General features: G+C 69.1%; 17 protein-coding genes and 1 pseudogene. 10 read left to right on the plus strand and 8 right to left on the minus strand.

Translation table 11 applies throughout. The features are described from left to right. Window positions 1-5: 5 nt before the first annotated feature. Entirely contained in the window at window positions 6-692 is a 687-nt protein-coding gene (locus HDA32_RS28890; RefSeq protein WP_246334529.1) for an SAM-dependent methyltransferase, read from the minus strand. Then, window positions 692-844, minus strand: coding sequence for a hypothetical protein (locus HDA32_RS31205; protein WP_246334530.1), 153 nt, complete (start codon window positions 842-844; stop codon window positions 692-694). The genes HDA32_RS28890 and HDA32_RS31205 overlap by 1 nt, the downstream gene beginning before the upstream one ends. 333 nt (window positions 845-1,177) lie before the next feature. On the opposite strand from HDA32_RS31205, the gene HDA32_RS28895 reads away from it, so the two are divergent. Next, window positions 1,178-1,966, plus strand: coding sequence for an alpha/beta hydrolase (locus tag HDA32_RS28895; protein ID WP_179646156.1), 789 nt, complete (start codon window positions 1,178-1,180; stop codon window positions 1,964-1,966). Then, the gene (locus HDA32_RS28900; RefSeq protein WP_179646157.1) at window positions 1,963-2,640 is read left to right on the plus strand and encodes an acyltransferase; all 678 of its coding nucleotides are present in this window, start codon (window positions 1,963-1,965) and stop codon (window positions 2,638-2,640) included. Before HDA32_RS28895 ends, HDA32_RS28900 begins: the two co-directional genes overlap by 4 nt. On the opposite strand, the gene HDA32_RS28905 is transcribed toward HDA32_RS28900, so the two are convergent. Both HDA32_RS28905 and HDA32_RS28910 read right to left on the minus strand, forming a co-directional pair. Continuing rightward, window positions 2,552-3,328: a glycosyltransferase family 25 protein gene (locus HDA32_RS28905; protein WP_312863370.1), complete on the minus strand. Its 777-nt coding sequence runs from the start codon at window positions 3,326-3,328 to the stop codon at window positions 2,552-2,554. The genes HDA32_RS28900 and HDA32_RS28905 overlap by 89 nt on opposite strands. Window positions 3,329-3,381: 53 nt before the next feature. Then, the gene (locus HDA32_RS28910) at window positions 3,382-4,593 is read right to left on the minus strand and encodes a hypothetical protein (RefSeq protein WP_179646159.1); all 1,212 of its coding nucleotides are present in this window, start codon (window positions 4,591-4,593) and stop codon (window positions 3,382-3,384) included. Window positions 4,594-4,839: 246 nt separating this feature from the next. Here HDA32_RS28910 and HDA32_RS28915 point away from each other — a divergent pair, with 246 nt between their 5' ends. The 6 genes from HDA32_RS28915 (at window position 4,840) to argS (ending at window position 10,422) form a co-directional block, all read left to right on the plus strand. After that, entirely contained in the window at window positions 4,840-5,235 is a 396-nt protein-coding gene (locus HDA32_RS28915; RefSeq protein WP_179646160.1) for a dihydroneopterin aldolase, read from the plus strand. Beyond that, window positions 5,232-5,840, plus strand: coding sequence for a GTP cyclohydrolase I FolE (gene folE / locus HDA32_RS28920; protein WP_425566327.1), 609 nt, complete (start codon window positions 5,232-5,234; stop codon window positions 5,838-5,840). Before HDA32_RS28915 ends, folE begins: the two co-directional genes overlap by 4 nt. Then, window positions 5,837-6,367 carry a 2-amino-4-hydroxy-6-hydroxymethyldihydropteridine diphosphokinase gene (gene folK / locus HDA32_RS28925; RefSeq protein ID WP_179646161.1) on the plus strand — a complete coding sequence of 177 codons (531 nt, stop codon included), beginning with the start codon at window positions 5,837-5,839 and terminating at the stop codon, window positions 6,365-6,367. Before folE ends, folK begins: the two co-directional genes overlap by 4 nt. Continuing rightward, window positions 6,367-7,887 (plus strand): hypothetical protein, encoded by a 1,521-nt coding sequence (locus tag HDA32_RS28930; RefSeq protein ID WP_179646162.1) that lies wholly within the window; start codon window positions 6,367-6,369, stop codon window positions 7,885-7,887. The genes folK and HDA32_RS28930 overlap by 1 nt, the downstream gene beginning before the upstream one ends. Then, window positions 7,884-8,612 carry an SDR family oxidoreductase gene (locus tag HDA32_RS28935; protein WP_179646163.1) on the plus strand — a complete coding sequence of 243 codons (729 nt, stop codon included), beginning with the start codon at window positions 7,884-7,886 and terminating at the stop codon, window positions 8,610-8,612. Before HDA32_RS28930 ends, HDA32_RS28935 begins: the two co-directional genes overlap by 4 nt. 82 nt (window positions 8,613-8,694) lie before the next feature. Further along, window positions 8,695-10,422, plus strand: coding sequence for an arginine--tRNA ligase (argS, locus tag HDA32_RS28940; RefSeq protein ID WP_218883458.1), 1,728 nt, complete (start codon window positions 8,695-8,697; stop codon window positions 10,420-10,422). Window positions 10,423-10,516: 94 nt separating this feature from the next. Here the strand turns inward: argS and HDA32_RS32195 are convergent, their stop codons facing one another. Then, window positions 10,517-11,005 (minus strand): tyrosine-type recombinase/integrase, encoded by a 489-nt coding sequence (locus HDA32_RS32195; protein ID WP_376767030.1) that lies wholly within the window; start codon window positions 11,003-11,005, stop codon window positions 10,517-10,519. A 401-nt stretch (window positions 11,006-11,406) separates the two neighbouring features. On the opposite strand from HDA32_RS32195, the gene HDA32_RS30370 reads away from it, so the two are divergent. After that, on the plus strand, window positions 11,407-11,607 hold the full coding sequence (locus tag HDA32_RS30370; RefSeq protein ID WP_218883487.1) for a hypothetical protein: 201 nt from the start codon (window positions 11,407-11,409) through the stop codon (window positions 11,605-11,607). On the opposite strand, the pseudogene HDA32_RS32200 reads toward HDA32_RS30370, so the two are convergent. From HDA32_RS32200 to HDA32_RS28955, 3 genes and pseudogenes are all read right to left on the minus strand, one after another. Continuing rightward, a pseudogene (locus HDA32_RS32200) lies at window positions 11,583-11,849 on the minus strand (tyrosine-type recombinase/integrase); the annotation flags it as partial. The gene HDA32_RS30370 and the pseudogene HDA32_RS32200 sit on opposite strands and share 25 nt — an antisense overlap. Before the next feature lie 1,367 nt (window positions 11,850-13,216). Then, entirely contained in the window at window positions 13,217-14,143 is a 927-nt protein-coding gene (locus HDA32_RS28950; RefSeq protein ID WP_312863371.1) for an endonuclease/exonuclease/phosphatase family protein, read from the minus strand. 383 nt (window positions 14,144-14,526) lie between these two features. Continuing rightward, window positions 14,527-15,129, minus strand: coding sequence for a TetR/AcrR family transcriptional regulator (locus HDA32_RS28955; RefSeq protein WP_179646166.1), 603 nt, complete (start codon window positions 15,127-15,129; stop codon window positions 14,527-14,529). A 147-nt stretch (window positions 15,130-15,276) separates the two neighbouring features. Between HDA32_RS28955 and HDA32_RS28960 the strand changes: the two genes are divergently transcribed. After that, window positions 15,277-16,683, plus strand: coding sequence for a short-chain fatty acid transporter (locus HDA32_RS28960; protein ID WP_218882639.1), 1,407 nt, complete (start codon window positions 15,277-15,279; stop codon window positions 16,681-16,683). The last annotated feature ends 12 nt before the right edge of the window (window positions 16,684-16,695 follow it).

A 16,695-nucleotide genomic window follows, 5' to 3' on the forward strand; every position in this document is an offset into this window, starting at 1 on the left:
TGGCACTAGGGTTTCCGCGCCACTCCCCCGAACTCCCAGATCATCTTCTCGGGATCGGCCAGCCGGTCGGCCGGTTCGCCCTCGCGCCAGGTGGAGATCTCGACCAGTCCGGGGTCGGCGATCTCCAGGCCGGTGAACATGGCGGCGGCCTCCTCCGGGGAGCGGGCCCGGCCCCATTCGGCGCCGGTGGCCTTGAGTTCGTTGGTGAATCGTTCGGCTTCGGCCGGGACGTGGGAGACCACGTGCGAGGCCGCCAGCCAGGATCCGGAGGGCAGCGCGTCGAGCAGGGTGGCGACGATGCCGAAGGGGTCGTCCTCGTCGGGGATGCAATGCAGAAGGCTGATCATCATCAGCGCAACCGGCTCGTCGAAGTCGATGAGTTGCCGGGTCTCCTCGGCTCCCAGGATCGCCGCGGGCTGGCGCACGTCGGCGGTGATCACCGTGGTGTGTGGGTTGTCGGCCAGAATCGCCCGGCCGTGGGCGAGCACGATGGGGTCGTTGTCGACGTAGACGACGCGGGCGTCGGGCTGGTGACGCTGGGCGACCTCGTGGACGTTCTCCCGGGTGGGCAGGCCGGAGCCGATGTCGATGAACTGGCGGATGCCGTGCTCCTCGGCGAGGAACCGCACGGTCCGGCCCAGGTAGTTGCGGTTCTCCCAGCACACCTGGATCGTCTCCGGCGTGTTCTGCATCAGCGCGGCCAGCGCCTCACGGTCGGGGCGGAAGTTGTCCTTGCCCCCAGCGCCGCGTCGTAGATGCGCGCCACGCTCGGCCGGGTCATGTCGATGTCGGGCGGGAATGACGAACGCTGCGCGGAAGAGGTGCGAAGGAAGCTGTCACTCATGGGACTCCGTCCGGATGCTTTTTCGCGCATCCTACGATCCGCAGACCCTGCCATGAAGGCGATTCACATAATTGCCCGCCACATCCGTCGGTCCACGACCGCCGCCACACCGGACACGACCGCCTTCGTCGTCTCCCTGATGACGCGGTCTGTTCGTGCCTGTCTACTCAAGGGATCGGCCATCGACTACTTCCTCTCGGTCCGGGCCGGAGTGGGAGGGGGCGAAGCCGACTCGAACCGGACAGAGGGGCGTTCCATGCGTTACCGTTCCCCCGTCCGCCATCCCATGGCGCAGAGGAACTCGATCGCCCTCTCTCCCCGGATCGGTGCCCCATGCGACCTCTCGAAGTGACCACTCCTGACGGCATCGAACTCGATGCCGTCGTCCATCCCCCTGCGTCCGGTACGAGTCGGGGGACCGTCGTCCAGGCCCACGGGATCACCGTGGACAGGGACGAGGGCGGCATGTTCGTCCGCCTGGCCGAGCGGCTCGCGGCCCAAGGGTTCACCGCCGTCCGGTTCTCCTACCGCGGCCATGGACTGAGCGGAGGTGAACAGCGAGGCGCCACCATCGCCGGGGAGATGCTCGACCTGCAATCGGTCATCGACAGAGCCACCGAGGTCGCTCCCGGGCCGGTTTCGTTGGTGGCGGCCAGCTTCGGCGCGGTGTCGGCGTGCCTGTCGCTGCGGCTGCTTCGCGAGCGCGTCGCGAACCTGGTGCTGTGGAACCCCGTGCTCGACCTGGAGCACACCTTCCTCTCTCCCGAACTGCCCTGGGGGCGGGAGAACTTCGGAGCCGATGGGCGGCGGGCCGTGCGGGAGCAGGGATACCTGCTGATCGACGGGGAGTTCCGGCTCGGCCGGGTCATGTGGGAGGAGTTCCATCACTACCGGCCCGCCGACGCCTTCGCCGCCGACGGGACGCGCGCTCTGGTCGTCCACGGAGACCGCGACACCTATGTCTCCTTCGACATCGCCAAGGCCGCGGCGCTCTCCCGGCCCGACACCGCCTTCCACACCATCGCCGGTTCCGACCACGGCTTCGACACTCCGGAGTTCGAGGACGAGGCCATCGCCACCACCACGGCCTGGCTGGCCGGGAGTGAGAGGGCTCGGAGATGAACCTCGACCACCTGTACGGCACGGTCTCGATGGGACAGGGGAGTGCCGTCGGCGAGCACTGCACGCTGGGCTATCCCAAGGAGGCCCGGATCCGTGCCTTCCGGGAGGACCCCGCAACAGCGGAGGCCGGCGAGCCGGTCGGCATCGGCGATCGGTGCATGCTCTTCAACCAGGTCATCGTGTACGAGGGCGTCTCCATCGCTGACGGCTGCCTCGTCGAGGACCGGGTCCGCATCGGCTACGACTCCCGGGTCGGTCCCGGAAGCCGCATCGTCTACGGCGCCTACATCTGCGACCGGGTCTCGATCGGGGCCGAGGCCAGGATCGCGGGTTTCGTCTGCGACGCCACTCGGATCGGCGACCGCTGCACGGTGATGGGCGACCTCGTCCACGAGTACACCCGGCCCCATGTGGACTGGTGGGACGCTGACGAGGAGTCCCCACGGGTCGAGGACGACAGTGTGGTCGGCTACGGTGCCCGCGTGGTGGGCGGGATCCGGATCGGGCCCCGCAGCTATGTCGCGGCGGGCGCGGTCGTCACCCGCGACGTCCCACCGGAGCACATCGCGACCGGCGTGAACACCCTCACTCCGATACGCGACTGGACGGGGACGCGGCTGCGGGCCCTGATCGAGCACTGGACGTCTCCCCGTCCCCCTGCGGCGTCTCGCTGACGAACGCCGAATCCTCGGTGTCGCTTCCGGCCTCCTCCTTCGGCAGTTGCCGCACGATCGGCGGGTCGAACGCACGCGCCTCCAGGCAGCGCGGGAACCGCGCTCGAAGGTCGGCCCTCGGGTGGTCGGTGTACAGCGCCGGCAGGAACTCGTCGACGGGAACGACGGCCTGGTCGAGGGCCGCGTCCAGAATTCGCCCCAGACCCCGTCGGGTGAGCAGGTAGCCGAACGTGCAGTGACTGTAGCCGGGGACGACGAAGCCGGGCAGGGCCGGCCGATCGGGGTCGAGAGGAAAGCGCCCCAGGTACAGGAGGTCGAACGGATCCTCCGCGGCGAGCCGGCCCAGACCGTCGAGTAGGCGGGGAAGGAACCCGGATCCGAGGACCGCGTCGTCCTCCAGGATCAGGACGTAGGGCGCGGAGGTGTTGTCCGCGGCGTCCCGCCAGCACGCCAGGTGCGCCAGGCTGCACCCGATCTCACCGAACTTGAGTGGTCGGCTCCACCAGGGGTTGTCCGACTCGATGCGCCACGGGAAGAGGCGGTGACCGAGATCGCTGATGGTCTCGAGGTCGAGAGAGCGCCCGTCGAACGGACCCTCCCAGTCCGATGTGAACGCCGCGGGCAGTTCGGCGGGGAGAATCCGCTCCATCCGTTCCCGGCGGTCGCGACGGCGTCGGAGGTTCACCACGTAGGTTCTGATGTCGGTGGCTGCGACACGGGTCCCATCGTTGCCGTCCGGTCTCACGTCGAACTCCGGATTCCTCGGTAGCGGTCCGTGTTGTTGACGATCGGACGGAAGGGGCCGCTGCTGGAGCGCGAGAGCAGGAGCAGCGGCGGGGTGGTCTCGAGGTCGGCCATGTCCGTGATGCCGCCCACCCGGCGGGCCTCGGTCACCAGGACGAAGTCGTTCCCACCGACGATGCCGTGGAGGTGGGCCGTGTTCCGGGCGCCGTGCTCCCCCTGCAGGAAGAGCTTTGCCGCACCGAGCACCCCCAGGGTCAGGCAGCCGCCGAGCAGGTGGACGGTCGTTCCCTGAGTGAGGGACAGGCGGGTGAAGACGGCCAGGTCCTCGAGCAGGTCGTCCTCGGCGCTCCAGCACGGCCTCATCGTCAGCCGGTCGAGTTGGGGGACGACGAGGGGATCGTCGTGCCCCAAGGGATGCGGCTCGAAGTGGAACGGCAGTTGGGGGAGGAACTCCCGGTACTTGGCGTTCCACGGGGGCCCGCCGATCACGATCAGTGTGTCGGCGTCGGCGTCGTGGTACTCCGACGGGGCGAAGTCGCGCGCCACCGCCTCGGGACAGAGCTGGGCGAGCCGGGTGCGCACGTAGATGAGTGTGTCGAGGTCGGCGAACTTCGCGTACCGGAGGTAGTTGCGGTCCTTGGGTGAGGCGAAGTAGGGGCGCTCCTCTTCGGGGATCTCCGAGCACACGATGTCGACCCGCGCGCCCGGGAACACGTTCCAGAACCCCTGCTGGATCCGGCCGTCCGTGGCCCGTTCGCCGGTCTCCGCTTCGTCCGGAGCCTCGGTTACCCGGTTCCGACTTCCGCTGTCCGGTCCGGGGCCCGAGGCTATGAGCAGGGCCAGGGTCTCCAAGGCCCGTTCGGACCGCCTCCGCACCGTCTTCGACGCACATCCCAGCGCGGTGGCCAGGGATTCCTGCCGCTCGGTCAGCGTGGGATAGGAGTGCGCGGAATCCAGGTTGAAGTCGGTCTCGACGTAAACCCGTTCGTGGTCGCTGAGTCCGCCGATCGTCTCACGGAGCCGACCGGCCAGTTCCATGGCCTCGTCCACCGACGTCCGTTGCTGCGGAAGTGGGCCCAGAATCCGTTCCCGCAGTTCATCGCCGAGCTCCATGACGACCGACGGACGCGCGAGACCGACCCCCTTGCGCAGTTTCTTGAGTTCTTCGGAGATCTCTCTGACGGACGGATCGAACCCGGTGGACACCACCCGACCAATTTATGTCCAGAGGGCCTCTCCCTGTCCAAGGATTGGGGTTTTCGTGGGATGGCCCGGTGCGGCCATAGGGCGGCACGATCGACGCAGATCCCACAGGGTGTGGATCGCCGGAGCCGGCGGGCGGAACGAGCGGCGGCGAGGCCGTGGAGGGAACGCCCGAACAGCCCCCTCCACCGGCGGTTCCGGCATCGGACGTTCCCGGTGGGACCGGCCCCGAGTCTCGAGAAAGAGGTCCGCATGGATGTGATCGAGATCGATGACCTGAGGCTCCGATGCGTCATCGGTTGCAGCGACGAGGAACGGCGCGACCGCCAGGACGTGCTGGTGCAGTTGAGGGTCCGGGTGGACGCGCGGGCGGCCGGACACAGTGACGACCTGGCCGACGCCTGGAACTACCGGACCCCGACCAAGAGCGTCATCCGAGCGGCCGAAGGGAGGACCTGGTCCACCGTGGAGGCCCTGGCGGCGGAGATCGCCCGGATCGTCGTGGTGGAGCACCGCGCCTCACACGTGCGGGTCCGGGTCCACAAACCCGGTGCCCTGCGGTTCTCGTCCAGCGTCGGGCTGGTCATCGAGCGCAGTATCGAGGACTTCGCGGTTGTTCCCTCCCGAGAGGTGGTGGCCTCCGCGTGAGCGTCAACGGGATGGTGGAGGAACGCCACCGGTTCATGCCCGAGACACCCCTGCCCGACGTCGAAGCCGCCGAGCGCGCGGCCGCGGCGCTCCTCCGGGCGCTCGGGGTCGACATCGAGACCGAGTCCACGGCGAAGACGCCGATCCGCATGGCCAAGGCCTACGTCGAACTGCTGACACCGCGCAGTTTCGACCTGACGACCTTTCCCAACGACGAGGGGTACGAGGAGCTGCTGCTCCAGCGGGACATCCCGTTCATCAGCGTCTGCGAGCACCACGCACTGCCCTTCACGGGGCGGGCCACCGTCGGATACCTGCCGGGCGAGCGCATCGTGGGCCTGTCGAAGCTCGCGCGCGTCGTCGAACTGCTCGCCTGCCGTCCGCAGGTGCAGGAGCGCCTGACCAAGCAGATCGTCGGGTGGCTGGACGAGCGCCTGGCCCCTCGCGGGGTCGGTGTCGTCATCCGGGCCGAACACACCTGCATGACGCTGCGCGGCGTCCAGACCCCGGGGACCACGACGGTCACGTCGTCCCTGCGCGGCCTCCTGTTGGAGGACGACCGGACCCGGGGCGAGTTCTTCACCCTCGGCGGAGCCTCGCAATGAGGACCACCCCCACCGACCCGGTCCTCGTCGGGATCGGGTCGAACATCTCCCCCGACCGGCACATCGGCGCCGCGTTGTCCGCATTGGACGACATGGGACTCCTCCGGGCGGCGTCGACCGTCTACCGTTCGCCCGCGATCGGACTGGCCGACGACGCGGCGGACTTCCTCAACCTGGTGGTGCGCCTCGAATGGGAGGGTGATCTCCGCGGCCTCAAGGCGCGGCTGGGGCGGATCGAGACCCGGCTCGGCCGCCCCGCCGCCGCGTCTCCGACATGGGTGTCCCGGACGATCGACCTGGACGTCCTGGTCGCCGGTGACCTGGTCGGCGCCTACGCGGAACGGTCATCGCCGGTCCCGCATCCCGACATCGAACGGTTCGCCCATGTCGCGGTCCCACTGGCCGAGCTGGCCGGTGACCGGACCCATCCGGTGTCCGGCCGGAGCTACGCCGAGATCGCGGCGTCGCTGGACTCCTCCGGCCTGCGTCCTGTCGGCACGGCCTGGACGTATCGGGTGGGCGCCTGATGCGCGGCGAAGGGTGCGCGGTCGCCGTCGTCTGCATGCCCTGCCGGCGCCGCGGCGGTCACTTCGTCCCGGTCTCCGACCTCGTCCTGGCCTCGTTGGACGGCGCCGAGCGGCGGCATCCGGCGATCCACCTGGCTGATCTGGTGAAACGGCCCGATGTGAGAGCCGAGCTCCGCGGGCACGGGGCCACAAGGCTCCTCCTGGTCGTTGACGACCTCGCGGTACGGCGGAGCTGGATGCTTCCCGACTCGGCGGCACCGGTGGAGAGCCTGTGGCCCGAGGTCAGGGATTCACTGGAGCGGCTGCTGTCGAAGGCGAAGGACGTCGATCCCCGGGTGCTGCGGTTCTCCGAGGTCTTAGGGGCCCGAGAGCGGGAGTACGAGGCCGAGGTGGCGGAGACCGTCGAGCGCTTCCTGACCGCGCTGTCGGGTCCGGAAGGGACCGTCAAGACGGCGATGGAGAAGGAGATCCGCAGGCGCCGGCGCTTCGAGCGCGAGACCGGACGGAGGGACGGCGAGGCGGCGCTTCGGCGGAGGGCGGCGAGCCAGCTCGCCAACTACGCCGTTCAGGGCAGGCTCATGCGCCGGTGGAACATCGCGGCCTACATCCCCTGGACGGCCGAGGAGATCGGTCTGATGTCCCTACTGGACGAAGGGTTCGCGTCGATGGCCCTCTCCGCAGACTACGGCCGGGTCGCGACCCCGGCCACCCCCGCGGCAGCGCTTCCCGAAGGATTCGGCGACCTCCGGGAGGAGCTGGAGCTCTACATCGCCGATCTGCCCCGAACCCCCGGGGCCGTGCGTCCCGGACTCCTCCTCCCCGTCGTCGAAGCCCTGTCCAAGATCCTGACCCCCGGAACGCGCCGGGCGGGCGAGCGCGAGGTCCGAGCCCTCAACGACGTCCTCGCCGGTGGTTCCGTGAACCGCACTCGGGTCCGTGAGCTCCTCGAAGCCGTCGGATCCCGTCCCATGAAACCGGGGTGGGCCACCGAGCAGACCATCAAGAAACTGTTCTGCCATCTCACAGCCCGATACGGCGATGAGGAGTGCGTCCGCGAGTACGACCGCCACCGAGAGGTCGTTCGGGAGCTGGGCGATCGGCTTCCCGCGCACGTCTCATCCGACGTCGCGCTCGCACTGACCGGCTCCCTGACGCAGGCCCCGTGGGGAATGTGGCATCCCTACCTCAGCGACATCGATGTCATGCCGCTGTTCACACACCCGCCGTCACCGCGGTTGCTGGAGTCGGTCCGGCGGACTTACGCGGCCGTGGCCCGCCCCGACTGGGTCTACCTCAACGAGGGGGCGCGTATGGGCGTCGCCGGGATGACCCGCGATCCGGCGCGGAGCCTGTTCGTCGCCGACCGACTGGCTCACCTGGAACACCACGAGTTCGCCAGGCTCACACGACTCGTCGCACCGATGCGTCACGTCGGCGGTTCACCCGACGTGTTCGGGTATTTCGTCCGGGCCCACAGCGGGGAGCTGGAGGCGCGGACGCACGAGGAACCGGCCGGATGACCGGGCATCGGCGTTCCGCCCTCGTCACCGGTGCCGCGCGGCGCGTCGGCGCCCATCTGGCCCGGCGACTCGCCGCCCGCGGCTACGTCCTCCATCTGCACGCCCACACCGGTGACCTGGAGTCCACGGCGGCCGATCTCCGCCGGGAGTTCGACGTTCCCGTGTCCGTTCACCGGTTGGATCTGCGCGACACCGACGCGGTGCGGAAATGGGCGCAGGCCGTGAGGAGGGGCGAGGACCCGCCGACACTGGTCGTCAACAACGCCTCCCGCTTCCCCGGTCCGCACGCGATCACCGACATCGGGCCTCTGACCGAGGGAATGCTCGTCCACCTGGTAACGGCGACCGTGCTGCTCGAAGCCCTTCCCGACGCGGGAGGGCACGCCGTCAACATGCTCGACGCCCGCCTTCCTCTCCTGGACGGCGAGCGACCCGGTTACGAACTGTCCAAACAGGCGCTGGCGCACCAGACCCTCCTGGCCGCGAAACGGCTCGCGCCGAAGGTCCGCGTCAACGCGATCTCCCCCGGCCTGCTCCTGCCCTCGCCCGGCTGCGGCGAGGACGGGCTCGCGCGGCTCGCCCTCCGGCGCAGTCCGCAGCATCGGACGGCGCGTCTCGACGACGTCGCCGCGGCTCTGCTCTTCCTGGAGAACGCCACCTCGGTCACCGGGCAGGTGATCCACGTGGACGCCGGCGAGCACCTCGGAGCCGTGGAGAACACATGAGCAGGCGGGACGTCATGACAGACTTGACACCAAGCAGAGCGGCGCAAGTCCGCCGACCAATGGGAGAGACGGAGTCACCGTGCTGGGGGACATCGGAGACGATCTGGGGCAGCGGGTCGCCGCTGCCGTCGGTGCCGCGTTCGACGTGGCATGCACGATCGAGGACGCGGTGGTCCGACCCTCGCAGCGCGAGGGAGTGGACTACCAGGTCAACGCCGCCATGGCGCTGGCCAAGCGACTCCGACGGCCCTCCCGTGAGATCGCCGAGGCCATCGTGGCGCACATCGACCTGGGCGGCATGGCCGAGAGCGTCGACGTGGCCGGGCCGGGGTTCGTCAACATCACCCTGTCCACCGCCTGGCTCGCCGACCGCACCGCTCGACTGGCCGCCGACGAGCGGCTGGGGTACCTCCCCGCCGTCGAGCCGCAGCGGGTCGTCATCGACTACTCCTCGCCCAACATGGCCAAGGAGATGCACGTCGGCCACCTGCGCTCGACCATCATCGGCGACTCCCTCGTGCGCCTGATGGAGTTCGCCGGGCACGAGGTCGTCCGCCAGAACCACATCGGCGACTGGGGCACCCCCTTCGGGATGCTCGTGGAGCATCTCATCGACGAGGGCCTGGCCGAACAGAGCTTCAGCATCGGCGACCTCAACGTCTTCTACCAGCAGGCCCGCACCAAGTTCGACGCCGATGCGGACTTCGCCGAACGCGCCCGCATGCGCGTGGTCGCCCTGCAGGCCGGCGACCCCGACACCCTGAAGCTGTGGGATCGGCTGCTGACCGAGTCCAAGCACCACATCGAGGCCGTCTACGACCTCCTCGGCGTACGGCTCACCCCTGACGACTACAAGGGTGAGAGCACCTACCAGCCCTGGCTGGGCGACGTCTCCGACGAACTGCGCCGCCGCGGTATCGCCGAGGACAGCGAAGGCGCCCTGTGCGTGTTCCTCGACGGCTTCACCGGCCGCGACGACCAGCCGGTGCCGCTGATCGTGCGCAAGCGTGACGGCGGATTCGGCTACGACGCCACCGACCTGGCGACCATCCGCTACCGCGCCCAAGACCTCAAGGGCGACCACCTCGTCTACGTCGTCGGCGCACCGCAGGCGCTGCACTTCGCGATGATCTTCGCCGCCGCGCGCAAGGCCGAATGGGTCAGCCCGGAGACGACCACCACCCACGTCGGGTTCGGAAGCGTGCTGGGGCCCGACGGCCGCATGCTGCGCACCCGCGCCGGGGCCTCGCTCAAGCTCACCGACCTGCTCGACCAGGCCGTCCAACGCGCCGCCGGCCTCGTGGCCGAGCGCAGTGACCTGCCCGAGGAGGAGCGGGCGCGCATCGCCCGCGCGGTGGGTATCGGCGCGGTCAAGTACGCCGACCTGTCCGTCGACCGAGACAAGGACTACGTCTTCGACCTGGACCGGATGCTGGCGATGGACGGCAACACCGCCGTCTACCTGCAGTACGCCCACGCCCGGATCCGTTCGATCCTGCGCCGCGCGGACCGGGTCCCCGAGCCCGGTGCCCCGGTGCGGCTGACCGAGCCGGCCGAACGCGACCTGGCGCTGCGGCTCGCCCGCTTCCCCGACGCGGTGCAGATGGCGATCGTCAACCTGCAGCCGCACCGCCTGTGCACCTACCTGTTCGAGCTCGCGACGGCCTTCAGCACCTTCTACGAGAACTGCCCGGTGCTCAAGTCCGAGGGCGCCGTACGCGAGTCCCGCCTCGCACTGGCCCTGCACACCGCCGCCGTCCTGAACCGAGGACTCGACCTGCTCGGGATCGACACCCCCGAACGGTTGTAGGCATCGGGGGGACGACCTCCGGCCGTCCCCCCCCTGTGTCCGTTGGTTTCACCCCTCCGAGTCAGTAGGGCTGTTCGGGATGGCGGCACTCCTGTTACTGAGCGGTGCGCACCGCGCCGGTCTTCGCCCGGTTGCGGATGCTGCTCAGCGCCTGGAGCGCCAGGTCGTCGGTGTCGGGAAGGGTGTGCAGGTAGCGCTGGGTGGTGTTGATGGAGGCGTGGCCGAGGCGCTCCTTGACGATCTGGAGGTCGGCGCCGCCGGCCAGCAGCCATGACGCGTGAGCGTGGCGCAGGGATCTCGGGGTGATCTCCCTGGGGATTCCGGCGGCCTCGCGTGCGGGGTTCCAGATGTTGGCTCGGAACCAGTCGCCGGGGATGTGCCCGTCGGTCTCGACCCGGCGTCGGCGGCGAGGGCGGTCCTTGCTCAGCGCCCGCCGGGTGGCCCGGTAGTGGGCAAATGCGGTGCGGCAGTGTTCGCAGCGGCATTTGCCACTGGTGTAGGCGGTGGTGGTGCCGTGTGCGTACCGCCTGCCCCGCTCGTTCGGCTCGGTGCGGCCGAGGTCTCCCTCCGGCAGGCCGGGGATCGGGGCGTCGCCGGGTGGGGGGCATCTGGAAGAGCAGGTCGTCGTCTTCGATGCCGTTGGCGAGGACGAACGCGGCGATCCTGGTGACCAGAGGGCGCTGGAGCTTCAGTCGCCGGAACTCGCCGTCCTCGGGATAGTCCTTGACCGGGAAGCGCCGCCCGTCCGGGTGGTATTGCGGCTGCACCTTCACCACGGCTCGGCTGACGGTGAGCATGCAGGTCGGCCGGTGGAGGTCCTTGGGGCGCAGTTCGGTGAGTTCGCCCCACCTCAGCCCCGTCTCGATCTCCACCTCGACCAGCAACCTGAAGCGCTCGCCCTCGATCTCCCGGTAGAACGCGTCGAACTGCTCCGGTGTGATGATCGTCAGTGGCCTCTTGCCGACGGTGGGCAGGACCACACCCTTGCACGGATGGAAGAAGACGATCTGGTTGTACAGGGCGGCGGAGAAGATCGCGCTGAGCACCGTCGTCATCCGCTGGATGCTGGAGGCGGCGAGCCTCTTCTTCTGGCAGGTGCGGACCCACTCCTGCACGTGGCTGGGCTGGATCTCGTTCATGCGCATCCTCCCGAACTCCGGAAGGATGTGCCTGTGGATGAGGTAGGTGACGTTCTGCCTCGTGTTGGTCTCCAGGACGTGGTTGGGCAGCCATGTGTCGACGACGTATTCGGCGAAGCGCCGCCGGCCGTGGCTGAGGCTGGTGATGCGTCCTTCGGCGGTCTTGGCCTCGGCGCGCTGCCACGCCTTGTCGGCCTCTCTCTCGGTGGCGAAGGTGCCGGCCGACCGTTCGCGCCCCTTGATGTCGGTGTAGCAGGCCGTGAGCCTGACCGCGCCGTGCTTGCCCATGCGCTTCTTGCTGAACCCCACGCCGTCACGCCCCCTCGCTCCTGTGCGTGGCCGTCCCTGAGGCACCGACGGAGATCGGCGGTGCCTCGCGGCGTCGGCGACTCCCCGGACGAGCTCCTACGGGCGGGGAAGGGCGGAAAGCGGTGACTCGTGACGGGACCGGAGTCTCAGCGGAGAGGTAACGGAGTGTGATCCTGTCCGGCAAGGGAAAAGGGATGGTCGGGCGGTGGAACGGCGCCTGGGCGGGAAGCCGCGGCCTGTCCGTGATCTGTCCGTGGCAGCATCCGACACGCACCCCAGCCGGGCGGTAGCAGGCGGACAGCTTATGGCGCGATGACCAGGGAAAACATGCGGATTCGCGAACTTCTTCGCCGGGGGAGCGAGTCGGCCGTTCATCCTGACAAGAATGAGGCCCCAGGTTCAAGTCCTGGTACGTCCACACATTTCCCCAGCTCAGAGCCTGGTTCTCACGAGTGAGAGCCGGGCTCTTGCTTGTTTGTCCGTCATTCGTCCGTGCGGACGGGGCAGTCGTGTCCGTCAGAGCACGGACGGGCACCGTTGTACCGCCCTTCAGCGGTCCCGTGTCCTTCCCCTGCACCGATACGTCTGCGGCGGACGGCGCCGGGCCGCCCTCGGTCGGGGACTCCTCCTGCTCGTCGCTGTGCCGGGTGCCCCTGAGAAGGGCGAGCAGGCGGACGGGTGCGCATCGGGCTCGTCGGCGACGTCGAGGAGTTCGCGCCACTGGACGAACGCGCACACCGGGCAGTCCGGCGGTTGCGTGGAGGCGGGCACCAGGAGCGGTTGGGGCGCGGAGTCGACATGCGGTGTCGACGTGTCGACCTGTCGAGCGGCCTCGACGGTCAGGGCCAGGAGCGGGTCGGGGCCCAGGCCTGTGGTGCGGGCGAGGGTGAGGACGAGCCGGTCGCGCCGCCGTGCGGCGGCCTCGGGCCGGACGCCCTGCGCCGGGCTCAGCGCGCAGGCTGGGGATATGTGGTGCTGGACGGCACCCTAATCGCGATCGACCGGGCGGGTGCCGACCGGTCCTTCTACTCCGGCAAGCACAAAAAAGCACGCCGTGCAGGTCGTGGCCGCCCCGGGCGGCACACCGCTGTGGACCCCAGGCTCGTCTCCCGGATCGATGCACGACCTGGCGATGGCCAGAGATGGAAACAGACGTGGCGCTCCTTCCGCACCGGTCGGCGGCCGAGGTCCCTTCGGGGGCCGACCGGGCGGTGCCCGGCTTCGCGAGGCCGCATCGGGGAATCGTGAAGCGCCCCGCTGGAGAGGCGAGGGTGCCAAGTACCGCGCAGCAAGGGGAGCGCGAAAGCGCGCGCTCCACCGGTGCCGCCCGGGGATCCCGATGCCCCTCACCCCTCCGGGAGGACGAGCTCGGTCAGCACCGCGCGGTGCTTGATATCGGGGACCTCGCGCACGGCGGCGGACTCGACGCCGACCCTGGGGTCGACGAGCACGTGGTCGATGGCCACCATGGGCAGGGGATGCCGGACCGGCCAGGTGTGCTCGAAACCGCGGCCCGTCGCCGAGGCCGCGTCGACGTAGCCGCCGTCGAGCACGGCGCGCAACTCGGCGTGGTCGAGGGTGGCGTTGAAGTCGCCGGCCAGTATGCGGACGGCCCCACCAGGCTCCGTCTCGGGCAGCGCGCGCAGCCCGGCCGTCCATTGGGGCATCGACCCCGGCCTCCTCGGCGACATCGGATGCACGGAGGTGATCTCCACCGGCGCGGCGTCCGGGACGTCGACCCGCGCCTGGGGCATGTACAGCGATTCGATGTCGCGACCGGGATCCCCGAGGTCGGTGAGCGGGTAGCGGGAGTGGACGGCGCCGCCGGCCGCCGCCGGCGCGGCGTGTGTGACCGCATGCGGCAGCACCTCGCCCAGCCCGGCGTGCTCCAGCCCTTCCGCGGCCTCCGGGGTGACCTCCTGCAGGGCGAGCAGATCCACCCTTTCGGCCTCGACCAGGCGCACTACTTCGACCGGGTCGGCGTGGCCGAAGTGGAGGTTCACGGTGAGCACCCGCAGCGGCGGCCCGGTGGGCGCCGGGTCGGGCGGCCCTGCGGGGACGGCGCGCGGCAGCACGAGCGCGGCGAGGAGCACGGCCGCCAGCGTTCCGAGGACAGCGGTGCGCCACCGCCGCAGCAGGAGGGCGAGCAGAACGGGCAGCGGCGCGGCGGCGGCGAGGTAAGGCGTGAACGCCAGCACGGGCACCAGCGGAAACGGCAGGGCGCGGTCCAGACCGAGCCAACGCACCAGCGCCAAGACCACCCACGGCAGCACGGCCAGTACGGCGACGGCCGTCCCCCGGCGACGGCCACGCCGACCGGGACGCCGCCGTTCCCTCCCCTCGAGGGTCCGTCCCCCATCGCGCGTCCGCGCGGCCTGGCTCATGAACATCCCTCGACTCGTGTCGCTGTGACGGACCCATCGGTCCCCGAGCGAATTGGACGACGCCGCCCGCCGACGCGTTCCGTCCGGCCCCGCGCCACGTCGGCCCACCCCTGCTGCAGGCTCCGTTGCCGCACCCGCTGGAGTTCTCCGGGCATCTTCACCGTGCGGGCCATGGCGGGCCTCGGCCGGCGGAGCCGCGGAGGAGGCGGCGGCCGTTCCGTCCATCGGCAGCGGGGCCGTGGAAACCTACCGGCAAGGCGCCACGGTCCGCCCTACCGTCGATCGGTGCGTGTGATACCGGACAGGGTGAAGTCGACGAAGACGTCGGCGATCTCCTCGGGGGACAACCGTCCGTCGGACTGTATCCACAGGTACGCGTAATGATGCAGGCCCAGGACTGCCTTGACGGTGACGGTGTCCGCGGTCCGGAAGAGACCGGCGTCCTGTCCCCGCTTAAGGATCTGTGCCCAGATGTGTTCGTAGCGCTGGTGCAGACTCAGCACCTCGGCCCGCATCGGCTCGGGCACCTCATGCATGTCACGGAAGCACACGGTCATTTCGGGCTGATGGTTGACGATGACACGCACGACCTTGCGAGAGAACCGGCGTAGTCGCTCCTCGACCGGGAGTTCCTGGGCCAGGAGGTCTTCCCCGGCCGTGATGAGCCGCACGAGGTACTGCGTGGTGATCTCGTAGAGCAGGTCGTCCTTACTGGTGACGTAGTGGTAGATGCTTCCCCGTCCCAGGCCCGTGGCGTGCTCCAGGTCGCTCATGGCGGTGCCGTGGTAGCCGTTGGTGGCGAAGAGCTCGGCCGCCTTCTGGAACAGTTCCTGCCGGCCTTGCGGTCTGCGGCGCCGGGGCTCTCGCGCGTTCATGCCTTCCTCCAGATCGTGACTGTCGCACCTCCATTTTCGCCCACCCTTTACGCTTCGGTGTCCTATCGGTAGTGTACCGACCGATCGGTACAGAAGTAGCGCGGTCGCTGCCAAGCGGTGCGGCGCGGCACTACCGGGAGGAGACCTGTGGCGAGTGAAGAGCGGGGCGAAGGGAGATCACAAGAGACCGTTCCGGCGGCCGGTGATTCCTTTTCACGGGTGGACGCGGTGATGCGGCCGCTGAACGTCGTCGTCGAACGGTTCATCCCCAGCGCTTTCGTCTTCGCGGTGGTTCTGACGGCGATCGTTGCCGTCGCGGCGCTGCTGGTGACCGATGCCGGACCCAAGGGTGTGCTGGTCGGCTGGGGCGAGGGGTTCGCGGGTCTCCTCGAGTTCACCATGCAGATGGTGCTGATCCTGCTGCTGGGGCACATGCTGGCGCATACCCGCCCTGCGCGCCGGATACTGGTGCGTCTTAGCGGACTGCCGAGGTCGACCGGGCAAGCGTATGTGTTCGTCGTCGTCCTCACCTCGATTGCCTCGCTCATCTCCTGGGGGCTCGGGCTTGTCGTCGGCGCGCTCCTCGCCAAGGAGGTCGCGCGGCAAGGCAGGGGACGGGGGTTGCGTCTGCATTTCCCGTTGCTGGTGGCGGCGGGCTACTCCGGCTGGGTGGTCTGGCACATGGGGTACTCGGGCTCCGCATCGCTCACCGCGGCAACCGAAGACTCCTTCGCCGCCGACATGACCGGGTCAGTCGTCCCGATGTCTCAGACCACGTTCAGCGTGTGGAACATGGTCGGCGTCGTCGTGGCCGTCGTTCTGGTGGCGACCACGATCTATCTGCTTCGTCCGCGGACTGGCGGGCGAATCATCGAGGTCGTTACCGAGGAATCGGACGAGATCTACACCCGTGGCGAGGTGTCCACGCCGGCGGAACGAGTCGATAACAGCCGCGTCCCCACGTTCGTCGTCGGGTTCCCGCTCGCGGTCTACATTGTTGTGCACTTCGTTGACGGTGGCGCGCTGACCCTCGACATCGTCAACTGGACGTTCATGTGCGCGATCCTGTTGCTGGTGCGGAACAGCAACGAGCTGATCGCGCTGATCCGTAACTCCGCGCGCAACGTTGGCGAGGTCGCCTTTCAGTACCCGCTCTACGCTGGAATCTTGGGAATTATGGCATCCACGGGCCTGATGGCCTGGGTGACGGATCGCTTCGTGGACATCTCGGGACCACACAGTTTCGGTGTTATCGCTTTGCTGTCCGCTGGGCTGGTCAACATTGCCGTTCCGTCCGGGGGTGGTCAGTTCGCGGTCCAGGGACCGGTCCTTCTCGAAACCGCCCAAGAGCTGGGGGTCGACCCGTCGATAGCCGTGATGGCGGTCGCGTACGGGGACCAGTGGACTAACATGATCCAGCCGTTCTGGGCGCTGCCGCTGTTGGCTATCGCCGGGCTGAGGATCCGAGACATCCTGGGCTACACGTCCATTGTCTTCGTGGTCTCCGGAATTTCCTTCGCCTCGACGCTGCTCGTCGCCAGCTACATTGTCTGACCGTTCTCCGTT

This window comes from Spinactinospora alkalitolerans (assembly GCF_013408795.1).
GTDB lineage: Bacteria > Actinomycetota > Actinomycetes > Streptosporangiales > Streptosporangiaceae > Spinactinospora > Spinactinospora alkalitolerans.